The sequence below is a fragment of the Allocatenococcus thiocycli genome, assembly GCF_921292965.1.
Lineage (GTDB): Bacteria > Pseudomonadota > Gammaproteobacteria > Enterobacterales > Vibrionaceae > Vibrio > Vibrio natriegens.
In genome coordinates, this window is record NZ_CAKLCK010000043.1 from 163,788 (window position 1) to 178,843 (window position 15,056).

Annotated in this window: 13 protein-coding genes and 1 pseudogene; 12 read left to right on the plus strand and 2 right to left on the minus strand. The window is 42.6% G+C overall.

All coding sequences use genetic code 11. From position 1 onward, the window contains the following. Positions 1 to 147: 147 nt before the first annotated feature. The 11 genes and pseudogenes from L9Q40_RS18160 (at position 148) to L9Q40_RS18210 (ending at position 10,839) form a co-directional block, all read left to right on the plus strand. Positions 148 to 690 (plus strand): glycine cleavage system transcriptional repressor, encoded by a 543-nt coding sequence (locus tag L9Q40_RS18160; protein WP_020333622.1) that lies wholly within the window; start codon positions 148 to 150, stop codon positions 688 to 690. Positions 691 to 706: 16 nt separating this feature from the next. Then, positions 707 to 1,039 (plus strand): annotated as a pseudogene (bcp, locus tag L9Q40_RS18165) (thioredoxin-dependent thiol peroxidase); the annotation flags it as partial. Between the two features lie 91 nt (positions 1,040 to 1,130). Further along, on the plus strand, positions 1,131 to 2,531 hold the full coding sequence (locus L9Q40_RS18170; RefSeq protein WP_498794144.1) for a tyrosine-type recombinase/integrase: 1,401 nt from the start codon (positions 1,131 to 1,133) through the stop codon (positions 2,529 to 2,531). Next, on the plus strand, positions 2,531 to 4,888 hold the full coding sequence (locus L9Q40_RS18175) for a hypothetical protein (protein ID WP_498794145.1): 2,358 nt from the start codon (positions 2,531 to 2,533) through the stop codon (positions 4,886 to 4,888). Before L9Q40_RS18170 ends, L9Q40_RS18175 begins: the two co-directional genes overlap by 1 nt. Positions 4,889 to 4,902: 14 nt before the next feature. Next, positions 4,903 to 7,098, plus strand: a complete 2,196-nt coding sequence (locus L9Q40_RS18180; RefSeq protein WP_498794146.1) for a site-specific integrase — start codon at positions 4,903 to 4,905, stop codon at positions 7,096 to 7,098. Then, positions 7,098 to 7,601, plus strand: a complete 504-nt coding sequence (locus L9Q40_RS18185; RefSeq protein ID WP_498794147.1) for a bacterioferritin comigratory protein — start codon at positions 7,098 to 7,100, stop codon at positions 7,599 to 7,601. The genes L9Q40_RS18180 and L9Q40_RS18185 overlap by 1 nt, the downstream gene beginning before the upstream one ends. Positions 7,602 to 7,769: 168 nt before the next feature. Continuing rightward, positions 7,770 to 8,234 (plus strand): thioredoxin-dependent thiol peroxidase, encoded by a 465-nt coding sequence (bcp, locus tag L9Q40_RS18190; RefSeq protein ID WP_062854508.1) that lies wholly within the window; start codon positions 7,770 to 7,772, stop codon positions 8,232 to 8,234. 39 nt (positions 8,235 to 8,273) lie between these two features. Continuing rightward, positions 8,274 to 8,936, plus strand: a complete 663-nt coding sequence (locus tag L9Q40_RS18195) for a recombinase family protein (protein WP_498794148.1) — start codon at positions 8,274 to 8,276, stop codon at positions 8,934 to 8,936. A 289-nt stretch (positions 8,937 to 9,225) separates the two neighbouring features. Continuing rightward, the gene (locus L9Q40_RS18200; RefSeq protein ID WP_062854507.1) at positions 9,226 to 9,528 is read left to right on the plus strand and encodes a hypothetical protein; all 303 of its coding nucleotides are present in this window, start codon (positions 9,226 to 9,228) and stop codon (positions 9,526 to 9,528) included. Positions 9,529 to 9,891: 363 nt separating this feature from the next. Continuing rightward, on the plus strand, positions 9,892 to 10,224 hold the full coding sequence (locus L9Q40_RS18205; protein WP_055467088.1) for a YnfA family protein: 333 nt from the start codon (positions 9,892 to 9,894) through the stop codon (positions 10,222 to 10,224). Positions 10,225 to 10,494: 270 nt separating this feature from the next. Next, the gene (locus tag L9Q40_RS18210; protein ID WP_062854497.1) at positions 10,495 to 10,839 is read left to right on the plus strand and encodes a hypothetical protein; all 345 of its coding nucleotides are present in this window, start codon (positions 10,495 to 10,497) and stop codon (positions 10,837 to 10,839) included. Positions 10,840 to 11,007: 168 nt separating this feature from the next. Here the strand turns inward: L9Q40_RS18210 and istB are convergent, their stop codons facing one another. Together istB and istA are read right to left on the minus strand one after the other, a co-directional pair. Next, complete coding sequence (istB, locus tag L9Q40_RS18215; RefSeq protein ID WP_050935648.1) at positions 11,008 to 11,802, minus strand: IS21-like element helper ATPase IstB; 795 nt, start codon at positions 11,800 to 11,802, stop codon at positions 11,008 to 11,010. After that, positions 11,799 to 12,818: an IS21 family transposase gene (istA, locus tag L9Q40_RS18220; RefSeq protein ID WP_050935650.1), complete on the minus strand. Its 1,020-nt coding sequence runs from the start codon at positions 12,816 to 12,818 to the stop codon at positions 11,799 to 11,801. The genes istB and istA overlap by 4 nt, the downstream gene beginning before the upstream one ends. A gap of 113 nt (positions 12,819 to 12,931) precedes the next feature. Here istA and L9Q40_RS18225 point away from each other — a divergent pair, with 113 nt between their 5' ends. Next, positions 12,932 to 14,638, plus strand: a complete 1,707-nt coding sequence (locus L9Q40_RS18225; RefSeq protein WP_062854496.1) for an ATP-dependent nuclease — start codon at positions 12,932 to 12,934, stop codon at positions 14,636 to 14,638. Positions 14,639 to 15,056: the final 418 nt, after the last annotated feature.

Genomic DNA, 15,056 nt, shown 5'->3' on the forward strand with positions numbered 1-15,056 from the left:
CAGAAATATACTCTTCGGCGCGCTGAATCAAGTCAGACTTGAGTGAATAAAAAAACCATGTTGTAAACAAAAGCGGACTGACTCGATCTTTCTCTGGAATATCTGTGCTAACATCTTTCTATTGAAGAAAGGACAAGAAGCTCATTTATGAAGCAACATCTGGTACTTACAGCAGTTGGAACGGATCGTCCAGGTATCTGTAACCAAGTCGTAAAGCTCGTTACGCAAGCTGGCTGTAATATTGTCGATAGCCGAATTGCTATTTTTGGCAATGAATTTACCCTAATCATGCTGCTGACAGGTAGCACCAGTAATATCACTCGCGTCGAAACACAGATGCCTTTACTGGGGCAAGAACACGACCTGATCACGATAATGAAGCGTACCGCTGCTCACGAGTTACTCGACAACAGCTACACCATGGAAGTGTTTATCGAGTCAGAAGACCGTCCTGGGCTCACTGAGAAATTCACTCAGTTTTTTGCTGACCAGCAGATTGGACTGGACTCACTGAGCGCACAAACCATCAGCAAGTCAAAGATTCAGGCCGATGTTGATCAATTCCACATAGCCATTACTGCATCGGTGAGTGCCGATTGCAATCTGATGCAATTACAAGAAGATTTCGATGAACTTTGTAAGTCGCTCAACGTACAAGGTTCTCTGAATTTCATTAAAAACACACTATAAAGTAAAGGAAATCATAATGAATACGCTGACAGCAGGCTCGCCAGCGCCAGCCTTCTCTTTGCTCGACCAAGACGGCAACACAGTGACACTTGGTGATTTTAAAGGCAAGAAAGTACTTTTCTACTTTTACCCGAAAGCGATGACTCCGGGTTGTACAACGCAAGCAAAAGGCCTGCGTGACATTAAAGCAGAACTCGACGCGCACAATGTTGTTGTACTTGGCGTCAGCATTGACCCGGTAAAACGTCTGGGCAAATTTATCGAGCGCGATGAGCTTAACTTCACGCTACTGTCTGACGAAGACCACGCGGTCGCAGACCAGTTTGGTGTTTGGGGCGAAAAGAAGTTTACCCTTAGTTAATTTTTATGACAAATAACCTTGATTGTTTTTTATGACAGACTATCTTTAATATGTGAGTAAACATATTAAGGGTTGTTTTTTGATAGAAACAAATCATACATGCTTAGAAATTTATGATGACTGTTGGTTATTACCAATAGAAGTTGATACGTTAGCCAAGCTCAAGATAAGAAGCAGCACTGACACTGAATCAGGCGAAGTTGCTTTTTCTGCCCTATTAGAACCATCCTCCTTAAAGCAATTCAATAAAGAAACCAGTATCATCATTGGTCGTAATGGCTTAGTGGTCTATCCTCAGTCTCTCTATTTGGTCTCTAAGTTACGTGGTGAGGGAAAAGTAAAAGATACTGGCTCAATTGCTAAGGGGCTGCTCGCCTTTACTCGATTCTTAGATTCAACCTGTGTCGAGCAAGAAGACGAAGATGGAAACATTATTCCTCCTGAGTATTTAACTTATAAATCTTTAACCAAATATGAGGAAGAAGGCGCACCTTGGCGGTTTGCTGAGTTTCTGCTTGCTAACTGCAACAATATTGAAGGTGCTAATGGTGATGAAGCTTTTAGTTTGTCTACCGCTAGAAGCTATATGAGTGCCGTGATTGGATTCTATAAGTGGATGCAAAAATACGGCTACATCAAAAATGACGAGCAGAATGTTGTTACCCACTACACAACTGGCACAGTGCATCAAGGGCTAAACCAACACGACATGTTGGCTCACACAAGAGTAGACTCTAGGCGTACTTATGAAACATCCAACATCATGAGAATGTTTCCTAAAAAAGAAAACACCCCAGCCCATAAAAAGCTCAAGCCCATGCCCCCTGAGCACAAAATTTTATTTAATGAACATGTCACTTCACTCCCAAAAGCGACAGGATTAATCTTTCGATTATGTGTCGAGGCAGGACTTCGAATTGATGAGGCTATTCATTTCCCCGCTCACGACATAGGAAAGGCTGACTACAGTGATTTAGAGGCAGTACCAATCAAAATTACTCACACAAAATTCAGTAAGCCTCGCACCGTAGAAATTCCCATTGAACTGTACGAAGAGCTAGAAATATATAAAGAAAGTAATGCACGACTTACGAACCTAAACAAACGCAATGAGCTTATTCAGTCAGGTGAGATTTTAGACACCGTAGATTACCTATTTATTTCAAATAAAGGGACGCCATACTCAGGCAACACCTTGGAAACGCACTTTTCAAACCTTCGAAAACAGATACGCGAAGTGGACTCATCTTGGTATTACCGTATTCATGATTTACGTTCCACCTTTGCTACTCATTGGCTTTGGCTCGAATCGAAAAATCGTGCCGTTGACTACGACTTCCTCATGGATGAATTGGCGACGCTAATGGGGCACGCAAGCACTTCAACCACTGAGAAGTACATTAAGTTCATGAAAAAATTGGACGACCAAATCCGCACAGCCAAAGCGAAAAACCGCAAGATAAATGGAGGTTGGGCGTAATGGCAAAAAGTAAAATCGCAAGACAATCCACATCCGTTAAACGTGTCCGCAACAGCCAAAATGTCGTGCCTTTGAATCTGACCATTCCTTACAAAGGAGTTTATTCAAAAAAGCCAGAGCAGTTCGATGTTTCTCACTTACTGCATTTAGGATGTAATAAGGAAAACCAGAAAGTAGACCGCCGAACCGCATTTATTCGGCGCTTTTGCGAGAAAGCCAACCAATACGTCAGTAATGGTAACTCAGCAAACACCGTCTCAAGCCGGTACGAGAACTTACGCGCCTATCTGGCTTTTTGTGATGCAGTAGATGTTGACCCATTTACGGAGAGTGGCTATCTAAAGTTTGGTGGCAACGATGGTGAACTAAGGCATCGCATCAAGATGTTTAACCCTTCCAAACGACTATGGGAATACAATCATGGTGATGAGCTAGGCATTAAAGAAGCGACAGCGGCGACGACACTTACGGCTCTTCGTAATGCACTCGATTGGTGTGGTTTACCTGCTTCCAATTGGGCTTTGCTTCACCGAGGGTATGCAGGGGAAAATACGCCATACAAGGGGTATTCAGAGGAAGAAGAGCTTCTGGTGACACGTTTGAGCAATTTATTCTTCGCTCTCACACCACAGCTTATTGCAGCCAAAGAAAACAATACACCTCTGCCAGAGGCGCTTCCTATTATCATTGCCCTTGGTGAGCATGAGGAAGTGGTTCAAATCCCAACATCATTGGATACACAAAGCCTTGGACGAAGCAAAAGTGGCACCTCTGTTAATGCTGGCGCAGCCTTTAACCTCACGATGGGCGCTGCCTATCATTTGATGTGCTTTTTCACTTCACTCAATGACAGCAACATTCGAGATATTGCCCACCCAATTGAGGTTCATACACAAGAGCGAGATAAGAGCCTACAGACGGTGAAAATCTCAAGCTATAAGTATCGAGCGAACAAAGAGGTTGATGCTCTATTGGTGGGAGAGCAATTGGTGGGTGAGCCATTTGATGTTGATAAGCGTGATGGTGTGAAGTTTATTATGCTCCTAGAGCGACTGTCTAAGCTGTATGGCAATGCAGAAGATGGCTCTGAGTTAATTTTCACCCTTAGCAATAACGCGGACGTGAGCGAAAGCTTTAACCTGAGAGAACTCAATAAAAGGCTCGTTAACCAACTACACCTATTATCTCCGTATCGAGCTGGCAACCTGCCTTGGTTTAAAGCGCTGTTTTACGCCTATCGCAACCAACAAACCATCACGTTAAAGAAAACAGTTAATCATTTGGGTCGTACTATTGTTTATAAGGAAGTACGGGCAACCAGCAAGAGCAAGGCAGGAGAAGGGGCGACCAACAGTGCCTACTGTATTTTGTCTTGCTACACAGACTTACCACTCAAAGGCATTTTACTTCCCCTCACCTACTCTGAAAAAGACAGTGATGGCAACATTACCGTTTCTTTTAACTATAGAAATGGCATGGGTGGTTTCTTTAAAGTACCTGCGTCTGATTTGGCTTTAATCACAGATATTGAGCAGTATGCAACTGAGAACGCCGACAAGCAGCCAAAGAAATATGAACGGCTGCTTTTAACGAGAAGTAGCCAGTGCGTCCCTAGAGATTGGGAAGGCATCAGTCCTATTTCATCAGGGCTAATGAATACTTGGTCTGTTGAGACAAACCATTATTATCTTTCTCTTCAATCGAGTCGCTGGCGAGAAATGACCAGCAACCAAGCCTACGCCGAAGGTGGCATTCCTGTTGCTCAAAACTTACTCCAAAACACGAAAGAAACGTTGGAGAGAGATTACGCTAACGGAGACCCTTTGCTTAATAAGGTTATCGTGTCTCAGGGCTTGGAGGTTTTGCAAAATCTCGATGATAAAACGAACTTAGCGCAAGCAAAGGCGACGGTTGCAACAAGGCGCGGTATTCCGATGTTGTCATATGATGAGTGGAAGAAAAAGCACGCAGAAGGCAATGCTAAAACCAACCCCAATGGCCTAACTTGCAATGGGCAACAAGTCATTGGCGACGGAAAAAACACGCAGCGAGAAACGAATCATGCGGTAGGCGTGAACTTACCTTGTGCTGAATTTGATATCTGTTACAAGTGCCAATCAGCCAAAGCGGTAGATGACGTTGAGGCCGTTTATAAGCTCATCTCATACATAGATGTTCTTAAGGAAGCATTTGATATGTACCCTGATACGAAAGGTGATATTCATGAAAAAATTGAACAGTATGAATATACGCTGGACAGGGCGAGTGATGATGTATTTGATGAGGCTATGAAGCGATTTAATGCCCAAGGTCGCCACCCAAGAGTATCTATCGACCACGCGCTTTTATCCTTATAATTACGGAGGCTAAAGTGATAAAGCTAAATGACCTAGAGCACCAAAATAAGCTTCTTAAAGCACAAGAAAATGTTGGCGCACATGCAAATTACTTAATGGATGTGCTAAAGCCAGCTATTGAGCGTGGTGATTGGGATGAGCTCGAAAGCCTTGATATTGGCTTTACTATTTCGGGTGAATCACTGGGTAAAATTGGCGATGATAACGCTTGGAGACACCTACGGCCTTATTTTGAACCACGAGCAAAAGCGACTAGAACCATTGATTTTACACTCGATGGTAAGGTGATTGAACGTAACCTTAAAAATCAGCTTAAGACCCTCCTGCTAAAAATGATGTGGCTATCACCTCATGACCATTCGTTTGAGACTCTTTATCAAGCATTACAGAACCTAAAGAAAGTCATTACCCCACTGTTAAATGAAGGGTGTAACACCTTATCGGCTTTAAATTTTGACCGACTCGAAACTTGGGTGCTAACCGGCTTTACCAATATCGATTTTGAAAGAGAGTCAATTTACAACGGGTTAAATCGCCTATACAAAGAAGCCAGAGGTTTACCGTTTGAGGTTAACTTAGCCAAAAAGCTTAACGCGTCTGATTTTGGTTTATCAATCAAAGAAGCGGAGCAGTATACCGTCATCCCTCAAAGGCTCTACTATCTGGGTCTTCAACGGTCAGAAGCCCTTATTGATGAAGCTTATGCCCTTCGTGACGAACTAGGGCAACTTGCTGAATACATCGCCACTTACTTTGATAAGGCATATGAGGGTTATGCTGAATATCTGGTCAGTGATGAAGCCAGATTTAAAAACGGTAACATTCAATGGTATTTGGCAAAAACGAACAAATGGTTCAAAAAACGCACCCTTGCTTTTCAAGAAGCCTTTGCCGCACTTCATTCTCCAAGTAAAGATGAGACACTGGCTCTCATTCGCCTTCATAGACCAGAGATACACAGCGACTACATGGATAGCTTCCACACCGAGCGTAAGCTAGCGATTGGGCAATGGGAAATCACCAATCTCATGGAGGCTCAATCGCTGTTTAAAAAACTCAGCGGTGGCTGCTTATGGGGGTTAATGGCTCGAGCAGGGATGAGAGCCGATGAGATTTATCACCTAAACACCGCTCAGGGCTGCACGACTGAGATAATCAAAAGACAGAAGATACACGTTATTCATGCCGACTTATCAAAGACAACCAAAGGCTCTCAATCAAAGCAAGATGAGTTTGTCACCACCGAAACGGGCATGAAAGCGTATGAGGTTCTTCAAGCACTACATACACCGCTCAGAAAACGGCACCCAGACTCACAATCCTTATTCCACAAAACAAAAGAGGACTGTAGTGAAATAACTAAGAGTCAATTAGGTAAACATTCTCAAGATTGGTTTAAAAATGCGATGGGCGAAGAGCTTGCACTGACCAATGAAGACATTATTGACCTAAAGATATCTGACCCAAATTTTTCGTTTGAAGTGGGTGAGGATTATGAATTTACAGGGCATCAACTGCGTCGCTCTTTTGCCTACTACTTAATTGGTTTTGAGCTTTGCAGCTTTCCGCAACTCAAACAGCAATTTAGCCATGTCTCTATGGCAATGACTCGGCACTATGCAAAAAATGCCAGCAAGTTTCAAAAACTCAGGAAAAGGAAAAAAAACCTTGCCAACGCCATTGATGAAGAAAGAATTGAGCAGAAAGCCCGAATTTATTTAAAGATTTACCAGAAACTGGCAAACAAGGAGCGCGTTGCAGGAGGCAAAGGCAAAGAGTTTGCTAAAAACATGGCCAATACAGACCGTAACTTATTCAAGGACAAGGTGGACAATGACATGCTTTCTCTAAACTATTGGAAAAAGCAAATTCGAACTCAAAATCGCCACATCCATGCCGTTGCTCCGGGAGTATATTGCACTTCGACGGCTTGTAGTTTAAGAACGCAAGTTAACCTGATGGAATGTGTAGACTGCAAGAATGATTACATCGTTGATGCCGTATTTGCCGAGGCAAAGCGTAAAGAGGCAGAAATACACATGCTTTATGATATTGAAAATGATGAATTGACGCCTCAAACTGCTTCTGAATCTTATATAAAAATTCAAGCTGCTGAACGTATTATGAAAGATTTAAACATCGACTTTGAGCCTGTCATCTTTCCTGATGAAGTTAAGAATTTGCTTATCCCATACGGAGTCACATCATAATGTCACAGGTAACCAAAAATAAGCTAATCAAAGCATTGGAAAGGCTTTTGGATGGTGATGTCACCAAGTTAACATCGAGAGAGCTGCGTAATAAAGCACGAAAGGGCAAACTCAAAATCAACAATAGTAATGTTGAAAAAGAAGCGGGGCTGTCTGCTGGGGCTCTCAGAAGACATGATGACGTTGTTTTAATGATAAAAAACAAGTCATTAGAGATGCAAATTGCTCAAGATGAAACCGCAAACTCCCCCATTGAAGTCCTTCAAAAAGAAATAAAGTCACTCAAGGGTGAGAGAGCGCAAGCGAACAAAAAGAAAAAAGAATATTACGATGAAGCGAAAAGCCATAAAGAGGCGTTAGCTGCTCAAGCTGCGACTCACATAAAAGTCGTTCAAGAACTGATGGACATGTTGCATGAGAGTCAGCGAGAAAAGGCCATGGATAAAATCGTATCTACTCGTTCAGATAATATTATTGCTGCGCAATTTCAAAAGCCGAAGTAACCCTTCGCTCTGTAATGTCAAAAGCCGTCCTGCTTAGTGTAATCACTAGACAGGACACTAGATTAACGATAAAAACGTACACCCTAACGTAATAAAAATGCACTAAAAAGGACGTAGCGAATAACACTACGCCACACACCATTAATTGAGAAAGTAAGGACAAAACCAATGGCAATCGAAGCTGGACAAATCGCACCAGATTTTACCCTAAATGACCAAAACAATAACCCAGTGACGCTATCTGAGTTTCAGGGAAAAAAGGTACTGCTCTATTTTTACCCACGCGCTTCAACACCAGGCTGCACGGTTCAGGCTAAAGGGTTACGAGATACTAAATCTGAGTTAGACGCCCACAATGTTATTGTTCTTGGTATCAGCCCAGACACACCGCAAAAATTAACTAACTTTATCAACAAGCAAGAGCTTAACTTCACTTTGCTAGCCGATGAAGACCACACAGTTTGTGAAAAGTACAATGTTTGGCAACTCAAGAAATTTATGGGCCGCGAAAATATGGGCGTTGTAAGAACAAGCTTCCTGATTGATGAGTCTGGCAAACTTGAGCATGTGTTTAACAAGTTTAAGACCAAAGATCACCATGAAGTTGTATTGGACTACCTAAACAACAAATAACAGTCCATGAACAATTAACTCTTCAACTTGGGGGCAGGCATGATTGGTTATATTCGAGTATCAGATTCACAGAAAGCCGATGGCGAATCTCAAAGAGAAGCTATCAAGGCATACGCCGCTAAACATAGCATCCAAATATCAGATTGGATCGAAGAACATGTGTCTGCCACCAAGACAGAACTGAGTGAGCGGAAGTTATTTTCTCTCATCACCTCTCAACAAAGCATCATTGTATCGGATATAACTCGTCTGGGTCGCCACAAGGTTATGGAGTTAGTAGGTGCCATAGGTCAGATCGCCTCATATGGTGAGCTACATTTGGCATACAACGACACAATCATAAGTTCAGAAAACGTTGATAACGCTGAAATCATTTTTACCGTTATTGGGCAATCCTTTGCCAGCGCAGTAGAGGCTCAGAAACGCTCTGAGCGAGCTAAAGCAGGCCATGCCAAACGCAAGGCCAAAGGACTATCATCTGGCCGCCAGAAGGGAAAGAAGGTTAAATCCAAACTTGATGAGCATACAGCGTTCATATTGAACCTCCTCGACACCAAGACCACCAAAGCTGAAATTCTTAGGCAACTAAACGAACGTGGTGTATCGATTTCTCGAAGTCGATTCTACTCTTGGTTGGAAGCCCGTGGGCTTCATAACAAAAAAGCTGAATTTCAGGTGGACATGTTCCCATATCAAGCCTAGTTTGCCTGACGCCCCTCACTTTTCGTTAACTCGTTTTTGCCCCATTGTGTGCCAGCGTCAATTGAGCCTGTTCCCTGATGCTCTGTCATATGACTTAGTTTTTGCTAATACGTTTAACGTGGCTACATAAGCGGCTACTTCGTTGAGTCACGATGATTATTCAGTGACTTTGGTAATTGTTGTTCAGTTGCCTTTAGGGCAGCTATAATTTTCAGCTACTACTTGGTCGTTATTTGGTACTGGCTAACATCCAAGTAATGATTAATCTTATCAGCGACAGGAGTTCACAATGAAAGTTTATGGACAAAAAACGATAGAGGTCGTTGTTGATCGACATTGTGATATTTGTGGTGTTAGCGTGATGGTCGATTCAAATGGCGTTCAGTTAGAAGAGGTTGGTGAACTGACTGCCAACTGGGGTTTTGGGTCAAAAATGGACGGCATTACTCACCACCTTGATATGTGTGAAAGTTGTTTTCAAGTTGCGTTATCTGCTCTAAAGGAGCATCGTCGAAGCATTGTAATGTTCGATGATGAGCAAGACCTTCCAGATGAAAACTTTGGTGTAGATCGCTCTCATAGCACTAACTAGCAATACGGATTTCTCGGCAGTTGGACTGTTGCAATAACTTCCATCTGGCCAAATTGTGCAACAGCCTATTGCACAAATTACTTCTGCACAAATTAGCCTGAATCAAAAATGCCCCATTCCTTCTTTACGGCAAAGATCACTACTGTCAACTGTACTTACGTAGCCTTAATAAAACTTATCTCTGATGAACGGTGGAAGTGTGTCAGAGCGATGTGTTGCCTTTAAGAAATTAATCAGTTGTTCTTTGTTGTGTCTGGATTCATAAATTGAAGCAATAGCCAAAAGACTGCATCATTGAGAGCTGAACGTTACAATCGTCATATTCAGTGCTAAGTCGGTCATAAATAATATGAGGAAATTGAGTTGGTAGAAGCAAAAACTATCGGGTTGTTCTTTATTACAGCAGTAGCAGAAATATTGGGGTGTTATCTACCTTATCTCTGGTTGAAAGACGGGAAATCTGTCTGGCTTTTACTACCAGCAGCTCTATCCTTAGCACTATTTGCTTGGTTACTTTCTCTTCACCCAACAGCGGCTGGTAGGGTTTATGCTGCTTATGGTGGGGTTTATATTTTTGTAGCAATACTATGGCTGTGGATAGTTGATGGTATTCGACCAACTTTATGGGACATAGTAGGTGTAACGGTAGCGTTGATCGGCATGGCTATCATCATGTTCGCACCACGACACGTATAACAACGTTGATTTCTTCAACCATTGAAACTTTTCAACGTCGGGGTATGAGCAAGCTGTAGCACAGATCATGTAGCACAGATCACGGCAAACACACCTTTGCCCCAAACCTGTTTAGGACACATTTCTAGTCACTTCAGTTTGACCAAGTTTATCTAACGCCTCACTATGTATTCAGTTGAATATTAAGCTAACTTATAAGCGGACAAAAAGAGTTGGGTTCAAGTCAGGGGCGTAAGATAAGTCAACAACTAGATCTAAAGGATAATATTAATGGGCAAAGCAAAATCAGTCACAATTGCAGGGAAGCTATTTAAGAAACAAGGCGACGCTATTAGCTATTTCACCGAGCAGAAGGAAGAACAGCTATCAAGCGGATTAATTCAGGCAGGTGAGCTATATGAAGCACTCAAAGATGTATACGTAAGATACTGTGATAACTCACCAGGTTATGAGCTAAATGGTCGATTGATTACAGCTTTCAGTGTTGCCTACGAGAAACGTCAAAATAATGGTGTATGGGCATCACACCCTTGTTATAAGGTTCATTTCTCCAATGACGAGATAAGACCATTTTCAATCGTTAAAGCTGTTAGATCAGTCGCTGAAAGTGTCTAATGTGGCGATAATTTATTATTTGATACCTGAAGTCGGCTTACTGAATAGATACCCCAGCATTGGTTTAGAGTGCGGCATTTGGAAATTTTTATAGAAGTGTCAACGCCAGTTTAAAATTGACCCACTTATCGACGTTATCGCCGAAGTAAAATTGACCCACCCATACAATTAACTTTTGCCTTCAGATAGACTTTCTAGAACCGCTGGTATGGTTCCAGCCGCTTTCTTTCCTCTTAATCGATAGCTTTCACCGCTGATTTGTACAATGTGCGAGTGATGAAGAAGTCTATCGAGTAATGCCGCCGTCAACGTTGTATCATCGGCGAACGCATTTGACCATTGAGAGAACGGCAAATTACTGGTCACGATAATGCTGCCTTGCTCATAACGTTTGGCGATGACGTTAAAGAACAAGTTGGCCTCTTCTCTGCCGAACGGTAAGTAGCCGATTTCATCGACGATAAGTAGCTTAGGTGCGAGTACACTTCGTCTCAAGTAGCTTTCAAGCTTACCCTGAGCTTTTGCTGTAGATAGCTGAAGCATCAAGTCTGCTGCGGTGATGAACCGTGTCTTTAGGCCCTTTTGAACCGCTATTTGGCCAAGGCTCACTGCAAGGTGGCTCTTACCAACGCCACTTGGGCCGAGTAATACCACGTTTTCCTTTCGCTCAATGAAGGCTAACCCTGTTAACTCCTTGAGCTGTTTTCTTGGGGCACCCGTTGCGAACTTGAAGTCATAGTCATCGAACGTTTTTTCCATTGGGAAGCTGGCGAACTTAGTCAGTGTGGCTCTTGTGCGTTCTGCTCGCGCTTCCAGTTCAGCGTTCAGAAGTGACTCTAAGTAATCGGCTAGACTCAGTTCACGACTGTTGGCTGCTTCTGCCAGTCTCGGCCACTCCTGACCGATAGCTTGTAACTTCAGCGTTGCACAGGCAGCCTCGATACGACTCATTTGAAGGTTCATGGTCGTACCTCCAACAACGCATCATACGTCGAGAGTGGGTGCTGGAAGCTCTCAAGTGGCATCACACTATCGCTTATTGTTAGTGGTGTGACTGGGCGTGTCGGCGATGGTAGCGACTGAAGTGTAAAGCGCTCTTCATCTAAGAGAACCTGAGGCTTTGCACCTGTCGTACCATGAGTTCGTTGGTGAGCGACGGTTTCTAGCCATGCGCCGATATGTCCATTAAGAACATCGACGGTGATTTTAAGTCCGTGTTGCTTGAGTGTCGCCGCAAGAGGAGTGACGAAACTATTCTTCAAGTAGGAGTTAAATCGCTCCACTTTTCCTTTGGTCTTTGCGCGATATGGACGACAGGCTCTCGGTTTAAAATTGTACTTCTTGGCTGCGGTGAGCAGTGCAGGGTTCCAGCGGTGCTCACCTTCACCGTATGCATCACGCTCTATCATGATGGCTTTCGCATTATCGAACAGAACTTCTTTGGGGACGCCACCGAAGTATTCAAACGCTTCTTCAAGACCTTCTATCCAGTCTTCTTGGCGCTCTCGTTCACTAAAGCGAACGAACGTCGCTCTGCTATAACCAAGCGTTGCCACGAAGGCTTTAACACGGACTCCGTAATGGGTGATGGTCGTAAAGTCCACTTGCATCTGCTCACCTGGCAATGTCTCGAACCGAACGACAGGGTCGACAGGCGTACTTGGTTTGTACTGTTTGATGTACTCCTTAAGCATCGTTATACCGCCTTCATAACCAAGTGATTTTAACTCACGTAGTAAGACGGTTGCGGGTATCCAATAAGGCTTTGCGGCTTCAATCCGCGTACACAAGTAGTCATGGTAGGGCTGAAGTTTAGTTGGTCGGGATTGACGCTCGGGGTACACGGGTGCTTTGCTTCTATCTCGCAGATAAGTACGAACGGTATTCCTTGAGATCCCCAGCTCCTTTGCGATACGGCGGATGCTGCACCCTTGCTGATGTAAAACGTGTATTTCCACTAGTTGCTCCTGATTGATCATAATCCGCCGCTTTGTCCATGTTACGAACGGATAGTTTGACTCAGGTGGGTCAATTTTAAATCGGCGTTAGTGGGTCATTTTTACATCGGCGCTGACAGAAGCAGATAACTAATATGAAACTCACAAAAATTGAAGTGCATAATTTCCGTTCAATCAAGGATATTGCTATTGAGGTTAACCCTTATTCTTTGATTGTTGGAGAAAATAACTCAGGAAAAACAAACCTTTTGTCGGCGTTGCGCGTATTTTATGAAGAAAGTGGCTTAAAGTTCGATACTAAGAGAGATTTCCCCAAATTTTCAACTGATGATAAAGAGAGTTGGATTGAACTTTCTTTCTTAACTACACCAGAAGAACAAGACTCCCTGAAGGAAGAGTATCGTTCAGCAGATCGAGTTCTTAAGGTACGTAAATATCTTCAGTCAGAGCATGGATTAGTTCAGTCTAAACAATCAAATATTTATGCTTATGAGAACGGGCAGTTATCTAACAATTTGTTTTACGGTGCTGCTAACGTATCCACATCTAAGCTAGGTAGTGTTATCTACATACCAGCAGTTAGTAAGGTCGAAGATAGCATGAAAACTACAGGACCTTCACCATTTAGAAATATGGTTAACGTGGTGATGAAAAAGGCTATTGCTAGTAGTGAGTCATTTAAGACGTTAACAACCGCATTTAACGAATTCAATAAAGTATTTAAACAGGAAGAAATTAGCGGATTTTCAATTGATGGTGTTAAATCTGAAATAAATAGTGAATTGAAACAATGGGGTGTGGGTTTTGATATTGAAGTGTCCCCTATTAACACTGATGACCTAGTCAAGAGCTTATTAAAGCCACATATTGAAGATAGTAACCTTGGTGAGCGAGTGGATATTTCGTCATTTGGCCAAGGTTTACAACGCCATTTGATATATACACTCATCAAGCTTTCAGCTAAATATAGTGCTAAAACCAAATCAACCAAAAAAGATTTTAACCCCGATTTTTCATTGATACTATTTGAAGAGCCTGAGGCATTTTTACATCCCGCACAGCAAGATGTGCTTTACCGAAGCTTAAATAAACTAGTTTCAGACGAGCAGCAACAAGTATTAGTTTCGACGCATTCATCAGTTTTCGTTAGCAAGTCAATCGACTCAATAAACTCTATTTCTCGACTTTTCAAAGAAACAGATTCTACAACAGCTTATCAAATAACAGAGCGTTCTCTAAAGGAAATACTATCAAACAACCTAGTTGCTGCAAGAGTTCATGGGGAAGATAAGTCTCCCGAATTTGATGAGGAAGTAAGAGCTGCTGATGAAGCGATAAAGTACTTTTTGTGGCTAGATACAGAGCGTTCAAATCTCTTCTTTGCAAGACATGTACTTTTGTGTGAAGGACCATCTGAAAAAGTATTGCTTGATTGCTTAGCTGATAGTGATTGGGAGTTTTTGAGAGAACAGCGCGTATACATCTTAGATTGTGTAGGTAAATTTAATTTGCATCGATTTATGCATTTACTCAATGTATTAGGTATTAAACACTCTGTACTATTTGATGGAGATAATGACGCTGTAAATAAGTTCATTAATCATAAAGTTTGGAATGGCATCATCCAAGGAGCCAAGACACCTTGTACAACAGGATTGCATCAGTTTGAGTCTGATTTAGAAGATTTCCTCCAAATACCTAAACCTGATAAAAAACGGAGCGATTTAAAGCCTATCAACGTGTTGAAAGCACACCATGAAAATGCATTAGATGCAGGCAGACTAAGTATGCTTAAAGAGGTTATTAGAGATTTAGTCAGTTCTGAGACTGACCACACGTGATGTTACACGGAATGCATACCAACGGCACATTAGAAAAGCCTTCAATATGGATTCGCCTGAACGTAGTTTTTTCGAAGCCAATGGCTTAAGGGACAATCTTAACTCATTTCTGTCCATCGACGTGCCAGGTTGACTTGGCTTGGCACGAAGCTGCCCCATTCCATGTCAGCGATGCTCAGCCTCACAAATCACAGTGAGGTGGTTTGACCTACTTTTTCTCACCTGTGTAATGTCTAACCAATTGGGGGCTTACCAACTACATACACGGTCATCAACTGTATGACATTAAGCGGTGCCATAATCCAAGGGAGTGAAACTGAATAAATCGCTCCCTTACCTACTCGAACTCCTAGAGTTCCTTTCACAACCATCATACTAAATTTAATACGCTTTTGGCGTCCTATGGTATGCTGATCTC